The organism is Leptolyngbya sp. CCY15150 (genome assembly GCF_016888135.1).
Classification (GTDB): domain Bacteria; phylum Cyanobacteriota; class Cyanobacteriia; order RECH01; family RECH01; genus RECH01.
Genome location: NZ_JACSWB010000123.1, coordinates 23,800 through 36,217, shown reverse-complemented (window position 1 = coordinate 36,217; position 12,418 = coordinate 23,800). Strand labels below are relative to the sequence as shown.

General features: G+C 56.1%; 6 protein-coding genes. 5 read left to right on the top strand and 1 reads right to left on the bottom strand.

The features are described 5' to 3' along the window. Window positions 1-674: 674 nt before the first annotated feature. The 5 genes from JUJ53_RS02685 to JUJ53_RS02665 all read left to right on the top strand — a co-directional run bounded on the left by JUJ53_RS02685 (window position 675) and on the right by JUJ53_RS02665 (window position 10,231). Window positions 675-1,799, top strand: coding sequence for a hypothetical protein (locus JUJ53_RS02685; protein ID WP_204150435.1), 1,125 nt, complete (start codon window positions 675-677; stop codon window positions 1,797-1,799). After that, window positions 1,771-2,676 (top strand): hypothetical protein, encoded by a 906-nt coding sequence (locus JUJ53_RS02680; protein WP_204150434.1) that lies wholly within the window; start codon window positions 1,771-1,773, stop codon window positions 2,674-2,676. The genes JUJ53_RS02685 and JUJ53_RS02680 overlap by 29 nt, the downstream gene beginning before the upstream one ends. 57 nt (window positions 2,677-2,733) lie before the next feature. Further along, window positions 2,734-5,199 carry a CPBP family glutamic-type intramembrane protease gene (locus JUJ53_RS02675; RefSeq protein WP_239124725.1) on the top strand — a complete coding sequence of 822 codons (2,466 nt, stop codon included), beginning with the start codon at window positions 2,734-2,736 and terminating at the stop codon, window positions 5,197-5,199. Between the two features lie 449 nt (window positions 5,200-5,648). Beyond that, window positions 5,649-6,914 carry an efflux RND transporter periplasmic adaptor subunit gene (locus tag JUJ53_RS02670; protein WP_204150433.1) on the top strand — a complete coding sequence of 422 codons (1,266 nt, stop codon included), beginning with the start codon at window positions 5,649-5,651 and terminating at the stop codon, window positions 6,912-6,914. A gap of 92 nt (window positions 6,915-7,006) precedes the next feature. Next, window positions 7,007-10,231: an efflux RND transporter permease subunit gene (locus tag JUJ53_RS02665; protein ID WP_204150432.1), complete on the top strand. Its 3,225-nt coding sequence runs from the start codon at window positions 7,007-7,009 to the stop codon at window positions 10,229-10,231. 201 nt (window positions 10,232-10,432) lie between these two features. Here the strand turns inward: JUJ53_RS02665 and JUJ53_RS02660 are convergent, their stop codons facing one another. Further along, entirely contained in the window at window positions 10,433-12,352 is a 1,920-nt protein-coding gene (locus JUJ53_RS02660; protein WP_204150431.1) for a heavy metal translocating P-type ATPase, read from the bottom strand. Window positions 12,353-12,418: the final 66 nt, after the last annotated feature.

The window sequence follows — 12,418 nt, the reverse complement described above, 5'->3', positions numbered from 1 at the left end:
TACGGCCTCTGTCAATGCGATGTTGAGTTTGCGTTGTGCCTACCTCAATGGGCAGCTTGCCTGTTGACTATTTTGTCGAAAGTGGGATGCTCCCACGTCAACCCCATCTTGGCTGTCAATTCTAATCGAGGATGGCGATAGAGCTAAGGCAGGCGTAGCGCCGATCGCCCCTAGACCAAGGGAAACAGCGATCGCTACCCCGAACGGGAGCAAAGGCTTGCGTTTTTGTATCAAATGAGCCAACATTGTCTCGTATCTCCGATAACTGCATCCAGACATTCATCCCCATCCCTATGCCTAAGGACATCCACGGCCACCACGTCACATCGCAGTTGGTGAGCCTGTGACCTAACTAATCGGGGTATGAACTGACCTGAGGAACAACATCGGTTAGGGCTACGTCTCAAGTCTGTCTGTCTTATTTCTATGCTAGCGATGATGTGCTTGACCCCCATCTATCGAAGGTAGGGTTTTCACGTCATTCGAATTGTTGGGTACCCAAGTGCTGTCATACTGGGTGCCGTTATCTTGCTGGACACTATTCTACAGGTTGCATAACTCCTCAGATCAAGGCTAGTCCTAGGTTTGCACACCGACGGACAGCATGAATGAACTGTTGAGATGATCTCTGTAGGGACGAACGTAATCGTTACATTTGCTTAACCTAGGGCAATATGAGTACCACATTTTCTCATCCGTTTGGCCTGTCGTTTGCTGATTTGTCCCGCGCCCTCCCCGACTGGGAGGCACGTCTTGGTGAGATTGTTCCTGACTTGACCCCGCGCCTTTTCGATCGGGCTGTGGCTCTGTTCGACGATCCAGCCGTTCAGGAGCAGGTCTTGGCGATCGCTTCCTCTACGGATCTAACGGCGGATCGTTTGCAGCAATGGGTTCGTGATCTGCTGAGTGAGCATGGCTTGGCTGGGGAAGAAGAGTTTGAGGCTATCTACCAGCAATTAGAGCCAATTGTGCTGCGTTTTTTCGAGCCTGGCGTTGTTGAAGGCGAGGTTCCTGACGAGATTGGAGATGACTGGGCTACGACGCTAGCTTTAGGGGAAGAAGGCGGCGATGGCTGGGCTACGACTAGGATGGTTGGGGAAGAAGGCGGTGACTGTTGGCTGCCGGTTGATGATGATGTGCTCACAACCGAAGCATCTGGGGAAGAAGGTGGCGATGGTTGGGCTACAACCTTGGCCCTAGGGGAAGAAGGTGGCGATGGTTGGGCTACAACCGAAGCGATCGGCGAGGAAGGCGGTGATGGCTGGGCTACAACCTTTGCGATCGGCGAGGAAGGTGGCGATGATCTCCAGCCGGTCGATGGTGAGCTGATTGAGCTCGATGATGATTGGGCCACGACCCTAGCGATCGGTGAAGAAGGGGGCGATTGCCTGACTGGCTACGAGGATATGCAGATGTCAACCCGTGCTCTGGGTGAAGAGGGGGGAGACAAAGGGGACGATTTGATTCGCTTTACCACCCTTGCCCTGGGGGAAGAGGGGGGTGATGATGCCTGGCCCCCGTCGGATGGAACGTCGGATGCTCTTGGAGACAGCGATCCGATTATCGGACAGCCTGGCTCTGAACCCGATTTCACCACCTTAGCTCTGGGTGAAGAAGGCGGTGACTGGGGCATGGGAGATGGAGATGAAGTGGTGACTACCTTGGCGTTGGGTGAAGAAGGCGGCGCAACGACCGAGTTTCAGAGTGGAGTAGATCCTTGGCTTGATGAGTCCGATCTATCATCTGGCGTTTTGAATAGCGGACTGGGGTATGCAGATCCTCATTCTGGGCAACTCTAAGGATGTCCATGCGGCGCACCTGCGGGAGGCGATCGCTCAGACGGGCACTGACGTAGACTACCTTGACATTGCCCAGTTTCCGACCCAGCTCCGTGTTTCATGGTCGCCCCAGACGTCCGAGGGCTTTTTGACCTTGCCGTCTGGGCAGCGATGGAACTGGCAGAGCATCCGCAGCGTGTTTTGGCGAAGCTTGGCTCCGATACAGGTGCCCTCGCTACCCGATGACCAGCGTCAGATTGCGGGGAATGATGCCATGGCCGTTCTGCGCACGGTGATGCAGAGCACGTCAACGCGCTGGGTGAATTCTTGGCGGGCCTACCAGTTCCACAAGGAAAAACCTCGCCAGTTGGGGGTAGTGCATCAGTTGGGAATAACGATTCCCGATACTCTGGTGGGCAATGATCCGGCGGCGGTGCTGGCGTTTGCCCAGCGCCACGCTAAGGTGATTTTCAAGCCGGTTTATGGGGGAGCCTATATCCAGCCCCTAACGCCGCAACATCTGCAGCCCGAACGCCTGCAGCTTGCGCTATCCTGTGCGCCGATCGCTCTCCAGGAATACATTCCCGGCACCAACATCCGCACCTACGTGATTGGCGATCGCGTCTATGGGGCTGAAATTCGCAGTCCGTCCCTAGATTTCCGCCTAGATGCCCAAGCGGAACTGCTTCCCCTAACCTTGCCGGATGCTGTGGAGCAAGACTGTCGAGCGATCGCCCGGGCCCTATGGTTAGACTGGACGGCGATCGACTGGCGACGCCGTCCGGATGGCCAATATGTGTTTCTGGAAGCCAATCCTAGTCCTATGTTTATCCATTTTGAACGGCAAACCCGCTATCCCATTACCCAGGCGCTGGTGGATTTGCTGCTCGCAGACTGAGATCTCAGGTTTGGAGTATGCCAAGATCAGGGCGATGGTCAGCACAGGATGAACAGGATGAGGGTACGCAGAGGCTGGGGTTGGATGGTGATCGTGGGCATGGTGGCTTGCCTGTGGGCAGGGGGTGTGATGGCAACGTCGCCGACGCTGTCTCGGTATGCGATCGCCCAACAGTCGGACTTCAACCATCCCGACTACTATCCTGTGCAGCAAGCTGTTGATGAAACCTTGTATCAGCCGGTGGCAGATTGGGTAGGACGGTTGATCTTGCCTGATCGTAGCCAAGTTGATCAAGAGGCTGGGGATTGGGTCTGGCTGGAGATCTTGAATGCTCCAGAACCAGACTGGGTGGGGCGGCGAGCCCGCCTGCGGTGGCAGGATCGTCCTGATCTAGCAACCTACCTGCAGACCGTCACCCAGCCCATTGCCTTTACCGACGAAACCCGCCAGAGCATCCAAGCGGGTAATGTGCATCCGGAGCGACTAGATGGCTGGCCGCAGGTGGGGCCGCTGCAGTCTCTAGCGGGAGCCCATCCTGAGGACGACGTGATCGTGGCGCTGCCACCTGGGGAACTGCTTCAGGTCAGTGAACCGTTGGTGCTGCAGATCTCGGAGATGCCCACCCAGGTGATCGGTCGATATTACGGACTGGTGCAGGTGCTGGGGCCAAGCCCGAGCGCAGAGGATCGTCCCGATCGCTGCCCTTCTGGGCCGCCTTGCGCCTCGGAGCAGATGCAGGTGCGCCATTACAACCTCAGCACCGGGCAATTTGATGGCCCGGTGGAGACGGTGCGTATTCCCCAGGTGCTACCCGCTTACGACATCTTTCAGTCCACGCCCCATCAGCTACACCAATCTCCTGCGGGGCAAGCCGGCTGGTATATCTACGGGGCGCAGAATGCCGAGGGTGTTTTTGTTGTCCAGGCGATCGCTCCCCGCTCCTTGTTGCGCTACGATCCCGATGAGTTGACCTCCGAGCAGCGTTGGGTTGGCCGCGATCGCCCCCATAACTATATTAATTTTCGCAATTGGCAAGATACCCCCGGCCGCAAGGGCACCGTGCAAACGGCCTGGCTGCATCGCACCCAGCCGGAGCCGGACTTCCAAGAGGGCGATCGCTTTTTAGTGGTGCATGTGTTTGGGGGCATTGGCGGCGAGAGGGCAGAAACTCCGGCTGTTTTGGGAACCGTGACCGGACATTTTGCCTACGGTACGGCTAGGCTGATCCGCGATCGCTTCACCGATGAGCTGCGCTTTCAGGTGGACTATTTTCAGGTTTATTCCCATAACCCCAACGGCATCATTGCTGGGGCGATCGCCTGGGAGAACTACATGGGCGGCCTGCAAGCGGGCTGGCTGGGAACGCGCCCGGTATCGGATGTCTTGATCAAGCTGGATGCGGTCACCGAGGACTATCGCTTCGGTGACGTCCAGCTCTCGGTGATGGATGAGCTCCGCCGCCAGTTGCAGATTATGATGGCCCGCTACCGCACTGGGGACGGTACGGGGGCTGCCATTGTGACGCCGGCCCAGTCCTGTGTGCAAGATTCCAGCCAAGCCTTGTACAAAACGATTCAGACCATCACTCAGCAGGTGTCAACCACACCGGCGATTCAGCAATGGTTGCGGGAGCACCCTAACGATCCGCAAACCCAGCGGTTTCAGCGTTTGGTGCAAGTGGGCGATCGCCTGCGTCGAGAATTGGTACCTGTGGGTATTGTTCGTCCCGACTGGCAGCATAATGCCAATGCCATTGCTGGCGCACAGCCTATCTTTGAACGCCAGAATAACCTGGTGACCCAACTGCTCAGTTGGCGCACCGTAATTCCACGAGTAGCCTACGATCAGCTCGTCAACAGTTTCTTGGAGCAGGGAGCTGGCGTTTGGGTGCTGCGCACCAATCAGGTGGGCGGCTGGGATGCCACGATCGCTCCCCTGGCGCCCACGGAATTATTTGGGCGTTATTGGGTGATTCCCACCCTCTTTTCCCGAGCCATCGAAAGCCTGCGCCGTCCGACAGCAGCGGATCTAGGCATCGCGCTGTTTGGGCTGCTGGTGTATGGGGCGATCGCCCTGCCCCTGGGCTGGCGACTAGGCTTTTTGACCAGGCCTTCTCTGAAACGAACCCCCTTGTCGGCTTGGCAGTGTTTGCGGGTTGCCCTCGCAGCCTTAGTGGTGCCAGCATTGCTAGAAGAAGGCCTATTTCGCGTCTTGCTGTTGCCCCATCCCCGAGAAGCAGTACGGGTCGAAACCTTTTTGCTGTGGACGCTGCTGAGTGTGGGATTATTTGTGCTGTATCATCCCCTGAACGGTCTGACCTTGTTTCGTCAGGGGGCGGTAACCTTTCGCCAGCCAGCGTTTCTGCTGCTTGCCGCTTGGCTAGGTCTGGTTTGCACAGGGGTCTATGCTGCGACGGGTTCCCTGTGGGCGATCGCCTTGGTGCACTGGGTCATTGTCGTTGTCTGGCTGTTGATCCTAGGGGGCTATGAGCGCTTGTATTCCCGAGTCGGTGGACAGTCATGAACCTAAACGGCGCTGTCGGGGATGGCCGCCCTGAATGAGTAGCGCGTCTAGCCGGATGTGATCTCAGCATGGGCGCTCAGATCATGGAGCCAGCCCTGCATCTGTGTCAATAATCCTTACAGCTTTAAATCCAACCGGATGGGATGTCCGTATCTTTCAATAACAATTCTTTCACTTTCAAGTCTTCGTCCAATCTCTGGCCGGTTTCTGGGCGATCGCTCCATAAAAGTATTGGACTAACCGATCGTTTTCTAGGGGGCGCTGTAGAATGGCAACAAGAAGATTCTAAAAACTTAATAAAGAATAGTTAGCTACGCTATCATGCCAAGCGTGATGCTTGGGAGAGGAGGCGATCGCTAGCGCTCCTCCATCAAGAAGTTCACCGTTGGGCGATGAATACAGGATTTAGGTTGGCGCATAGTGTTGTGGAACGACTGAGGATGAAACACATGGGTAAACCACTGAACCAGCAACGGGATCGGCCTTGGGCAGCAACGTTGCTGCTGATTTCAATGGTATGGCTGCCGATGGGCTGTGGACGAGTTGTGGAAGGGCAAGCCCCTTCGTCGGAAGGTTCAGAGGAATCGGTGGCAATTGTCGATGTGGCTCAAGCTGGTACAGAGCCCGATGACGGTCTATTGTCTTACACCGGCACCACTGAACCGGCTCAGCAAATTTCCCTGCGATCGCGTGCGGATGGTCAGTTGCTGAGCTTGACGGTGGATGCTGGGGATCCCGTGGTAGCCGGGCAGGTGATAGCGCGCTTAGATGATGCTTTGTTGCAATCTGAGGTAGGAGAGGCGGAGGCGGAGTTAGCCGCCCGTCAGTTTGAGGTGGCCCAGGCTGAAACTCAAGTGGCGGATGCCTTAGCGCGGGTGGAGCAGGTGAATGCTTCCCTAGAACAGGCCCAGATTGATGCCGATCGCTTTCAAGGTCTAGCGGAAGCAGGGGCGATCGCTACCCAGCAGGCAGAAATTGCCTTGACCACCCTGCGCACCACCCAGCAGGAATTGCGATCAGCCCAAGAGCAGGTGCGCACTCGGGAACAGGCGATCGCCTCGGCCGAGCAGCGGGTTGCGGTTCAATCAGAATTGGTGCGGCAGGCCCAGGAGCGGTTGTCCTATTCCACGATTGTGGCTCCTATTGATGGTGTGGTGTTGGATCGCTTGGCCGATCCAGGCGACTTCATCCAGTCTGGACAAGAGGTGCTGCAACTGGGTGACTTCCAAGATATGCAGGTAGTGGCTCAGATATCCGATCGCGATCGCAGTCAGGTGCGGGTCGGGCAATCTGTGCAGGTGGAACTGGATGCCTTTGTTGGGTCGTCGTTAACGGGGCAAATCACCCGGATTTCTCCCGTGGCTGATGCCTCATCGCGATTGATTCCGGTGTACATCGCCATTCCCAATACCGATGGTCAAATCAGCAGCGGTTTAATTGCCCGTGTCCGCTTTGATGCCGTGGCCTCCCAAGCCCTGACGGTGCCAGAAACGGCCCTGGAGGTGAGCGAGGGTGACGGTTCGGTGGTGTTTATTGTCACTGGCGAGGGGGAGATGGCAACGGTGCAGCCCCGTACGGTACAGGTGGGCGATCGCCGTAATGGCCAAGTTGAAATCCTAGATGGGTTAACCCTAGGGGAAGCCTACGTGATTCGCAGTAACCGACCGCTGCAGGCGGGAGAATCCGTACAGCGAAGTTTATTATCAGACTCCTAAGGGCGGCTGAACGGTCTCATTCACCTGTCGCCGGAGGTTAGGGCTAGCCCCAATCTTAGGCGCATTCTTGACCACTCCTCACGCAAGTCATCATGTCTCAATCTCCCCAACGAACCGGTCTGAGTAGCCTTGCCATCCGACAGCATATCGGTACCTTGGTGCTGACGGTGGCTACGATTATTTTGGGTTTTTTCGTGATTACCCAACTACCGGTGGATCTGCTGCCTTCGATTACCTATCCACGCATTGGTCTAAGGATTGATGCGCCCGGGCTCGCCCCAGAGGTGGCGGTCGATGAAGTCACCCGTCCGTTAGAAGAAGCGCTGTCGGCCACCGAAGGCGTGGTGCAGATCTTTTCCCAGACGAGAGAGGGACGGATTAGCCTGGATTTATTCTTTGAGCCAGGCGGTGATGTCGATCAAGCTCTCAACGACGCTACGGCTACCCTCAACCGGGCCCGCGATCGCTTGCCGGATACCATTGGTACGCCTCGGCTGTTTAAGTTTGATCCATCCCAACTGCCGGTGTATGAGCTGGCGCTGACCTCGCCTTCCTTCGATGATGCAGAACTGCGGATTTTTGCTGATGAAGAATTAGCGCGGGAGCTAGTCCAAGTGCCAGGGGTAGCTAGCGTTGATATATCCGGTGGTCTATCGGAAGAAGTGCAGGTGAATGTTGACTTGCAGCGCCTGCAGGCAGTTGGGGTGAATGTGAGTGATGTGATCAGCGCCCTCAGCGATCGCAACCAGGATATTTCGGGCGGCCGGCTGCGGGGCGGTGAGGAAGAAACCCTGACGCGTCTAGTGGGCCAGTTCCAAAGTGCTGATGAGGTGCGCAATCTAGCCATCCAGGTGGACGATAGCGACCCACCCCAGCGTGTCTATCTGCGAGATGTGGCGACGGTGCAGGACGGCACGGAAGAACAGCGGATCTTCGTACTCCTGAACGGACAGCCCGCAGTGAAGGTCAGTATTCAAAAGCAATCCGACGCTAATACGGTGGAGGTGGTGGATGCGGTGAAGGCCCGTCTAGACAGCCTGCGGGCAACCGGGTTAATTCCTGAAAATATGCTGCTGACGGCCACTCTGGATGAATCGCGCTTCATCAATAACTCGATTCAAAATGTGGCAATTTCTGGTCTCACAGGAGCTACCCTCGCGGCTGTAGCTGTGCTGCTGTTCCTAGGATCCCTGCGGCAAACCTTCATTATTGTTCTAGCTATTCCCCTGGCCACCCTTGCGTCCATCATGATGATGGGGCTGTTTGGCTTATCTCTGAATGTCTTTAGTCTGGGTGGTTTGGCGTTAGGTGTAGGTATTGTGGTAGACAATGCCATCGTCATGCTGGAAAACATTTCTAAAGATGCTAAGCCCGCCGTGGCCGTGGTGCGCAGCAGTCGGCGGTCTCGCCGCGATGCCCAGCGACGGGTGATCGCTCAGGCCCAAGAGAGCAGCCAGGCTCTAGAGTCGGCGCTGTTGGCCTCCACAACAACTAACCTGGTATCGGTGCTGCCCTTTTTGTTGATTGGCGGCTTCATCTCCCTGCTGTTCAATGAACTGATTCTCACCATTAGCTTTGCCGTCGCAGCATCTTTGCTCGTGGCCTTGACGGTGGTGCCAACCTTGGCATCGCGGCTCTTAACCGTGCCGACCACCAGCGGCGTCAGGAACCTGGGCCCCATTGTGGCCTTTAGTCAGCGCCTTGAAGGTTTGACTCAACGCTATACCCAAGTTCTGACCTGGGTGTTGCAGCATCGTATTCCGGTATTAACCATTGCTGTGGTGGCTTTGGTAGGCAGTAGTCTGATGATGGTCAGCCGCATTCCCCAGGAAATTTTGCCCCGGATTAATACAGGGCTAGCCGATGTGCGGGTGCAGCTTCCCGCTGGCACGACCCTGGAAGCCAATCGGCGGGTGATGGCGATCGTCGATGACTTGTTGCTAGAGCAACCGGAAACAGACTATGCGTTTACAACGGCTGGTGGCGCTTTATTTGGCAGTTCGACCAGTGAAAATGCCCTGCGAGGGTCAAGCACTGTCTCCCTAAAGCCGGGTAGCAATGTGTTGGCCTTTGTAGAGCGCATGGAGCAGGAGTTTTCCCAACTCAGCTTGATTGACACGAGTATTCGGGTGTCGGCGGGCTCGGTGCGGGGGCTGGTGCTCAACAACTCTCCCGTGCGCTCTGATCTGGATGTGGGTCTACAGGGCAGCGATCGCCAAGCCTTAGAGCAGGCAGGACGTCAGGTCTTAGACGCGCTGAATGCCAATGCACGCTTAGCCCGCTATCGTTCTGATGGGGAAGATCCTCAGCCGGAAATCCAAATTCGCCCAGACTGGGAACGAGCCGCTGATTTGGGGCTGAGCACCCAAGATGTGGGAGATGTGATTCAAACCTCTCTCAATGGATCAGTACCCACCCAACTGCAGCGGGGCGATCGCCTTGTGGATATTAGGGTGCAGCTTGAGCCAGGGGCTGTGCAGCGACCGGAGCAACTGCGGGATATTCCCCTCTTTGCTAGCCAACGGCAGCAGGTGCGCCTCGGTGATATCGCTGATATTGAAACCGGCAATGCTCCCGGAGAAATCCAGCGGATCAATCAACGTCAGGTGTTCCTGATTGCCGGTAGCCTAGCAAGCGATGCAAACCTAAGTGATGCCTTGGCTGAAGTGGATGGGATTCTGGCTGACCTGGATCTACCGGATGGTATCACGCGCCTACCCAGTGCCAGTGCGGCAACGGCTCAGGAACTGCAAGACTCGCTGAAACTGCTGGGTGGTTTGGCATCGTTCATGGTGTTTGTGGTCATGGCAGTGCAGTACAACTCCCTGATCGATCCGCTGGTGATTATGTTGGCAGTACCTCTAGCCTTAGCTGGCGGCATTCTCGGCCTGTTTGTCACGCAAACAGCGATCGGGGCCACGGTGATTGTGGGTGCAGTGCTGCTGGTGGGGATTGTGGTTAACAACGCCATTATTTTGGTCGAGTTAGCCAATCAAATTCGCGATCGCGATCGCATTTCCCATCGGGCTGCTATTTTGAAAGCTGCCCCCCAGCGACTGCGTCCTATTTTGATGACCACGATTACTACAGTGCTGGGGTTATTTCCCTTAGCGTTGGGAATAGGAGAAGGATCAGAGTTTTTGCAGCCTCTGGGGATCGTTGTTTTCTCAGGATTATCCTTAGCTACGCTGCTGACGCTGTTTATTATTCCCTGTTTCTACACGCTGCTCCATGACCCTCGTTGGAGCCGTAAAACCCGGAGCAAACTGACCCCTGCCCTAGAGACAGAGCAGAATCGTGAACCCTCGATTCGATAACGATGGATTGAGTCTGATCTCTCAGATTCAGCCTCAGAGGATGAGTTCACAGCACCTGTAAGATGGGCAGAGGAGTTGTCCTGTGCCCATCACAGCTCATTGAATTAAGATAAAGAATTGTCTGCCAACTCAATGATTGGATATGGTTTCTATTGTCATCATCCTGATGTCAACCTAAGGGGCGATCGCTCCTTCTAAACCTTAACCTCTCAACAGGCGTAATCCACTTAAGGTAACAATGACTGTGGATCCCTCATGTCCCAGAACGCCTAGGGGTAAGGTGATGTTGCCCATAAAGTTTGCAATCAGGAGCACCATAATAAAGAAAAGGGCGAACGCAATATTTTGCTTGACCACGCTCTGGGCTCGCCGACCAAGACGGATCGCTCGTTCCAGATGCTCTAGGCGATCTGCCATGAGGATGGTATCAGCCGTTTCCAGCGCCACATCACTGCCCGAAAGTCCCATAGCGATGCCGACGGATGCTTGGGCTAAGGCTGGTGCGTCATTGATGCCATCCCCCACCATCGCCACGGTTTGATACTGGGTCTGTAGCTGCTTGATAACGCTTACCTTACCTTCCGGCAACAGATCGGCATACACTTGGTCTACGCCAATGTTCTGAGCAATGTGGTGGGCGGTGCGAGAATTATCGCCGGTGAGCATGACGATATGCTTGATGCCCATAGCTTTCAACTGGGCGATCGCTGCCGCCGCTGCAGGACGTACGGTATCGGCCACGGCAATGATGCCCAATAGCTTCCCACCGTGAGCGACCCATACGACGGTGTTTCCCTCAGCTTCCCACTGCTGGCTTTGGGCGATCAGAGTTGGATCCAAGTGCGGCAGATGCGATCGCACAAAGGTGGCATTCCCCACCAGTGCTGGTTGTTGATCAACCGTCCCGACGATGCCGCGTCCGGCTTGGGCCTGCCCTTGGCTGGCGGTTGTCCAAGTGAGATGCTGCTGCCGGGCTGCTTGGACGATCGCTGCCCCAATAGGATGTTCTGATAGGCTTTCCAAGGCGGCAGCTATCCGTAGGACTTGGTCTGGAGACTGATGGGGAACAGCGAGGCTATCAACGACCTGCAGGTTGCCGGTGGTCAGAGTGCCGGTTTTATCAAAAGCGATCGCCTGTACATTGCCAAGTTTTTCCAACTGCGCCCCATTTTTGAACAAAATCCCATGGCGGGCACCGTTGGCAATTCCCGACAGCAGCGCCGGCATGATCGAGGCCATCAGAGCACAGGGGGAGGCAACCACCAGGAAAATTAAGGCGCGATAAATCGTTTCTTCCCAGCTCCAGCCCATGAGAAACGGCGGTAAGGTGCCCAGGATAATCCCCGCCCCCACAATCACCTTGGCATAGCCGCGTTCAAACCGTTCAATGAACTGCTGGGACGGCGGTGCATCCTGCTGGGCTTGCTGAACCAGACGGATCACCCGCTGAATTAAGCTACTTTCGGGAGGCTGATGAATGCGCAGTTGCAGGGCTCCACTGCCGTTCAGCGTGCCGGCAAAGACTTCATCACCGATGCTTTTCTCCGTAGGCATTGATTCCCCAGTAATAGAGGCTTGGTTGAGGGTGCTGCTGCCTTCCACCACAATTCCATCGGTGGGCACCAGTTCTCCCGGTTTCACCAAAACCTGGTCGCCAATCTGGAGGGCAGCGATCGCCACCTGAGTTTCCCGCCCCTGAACGATCACCCGAGCCGTATCGGTGGTGAGACTCATGAGTCCCTGGATACTGCGCTCCGTGCGCCGCATGGCGTAGCCTTCCAGTGCGCCGCTAATGGCAAAAATCAAGATGAGCACGCCCCCATCGACCATCAAGTAGTAGTCCTGTTGCCAGAGCCCCAGCCCTGCCGCCCCTAAGGCCGCCACAATCATTAACAGATCGACATCCAGTTCTTTTTCATCCAGCAGCGTGGTGATGCCGTCGCGGGCACTGTCAAAGCCGCCGATGACGTAGGCTGCCGTCAAAATAAACAGGCCGACGCCAATCCAGCCCATGGCCAGAGTTTGCCATCCCAAGAGCACTAAAATCGCGCAGACTAGGGCAGCGATCGCGTCGGGATGGTCTTTCAACAGGTTGGATAGGGGCGGTGTGGCAGAGGTCATGGGTGAATAGGTCGTTAGGTTATGGATCAGCAATTCTCATTTTGACCAGTAGCTTGCCCAATCTGC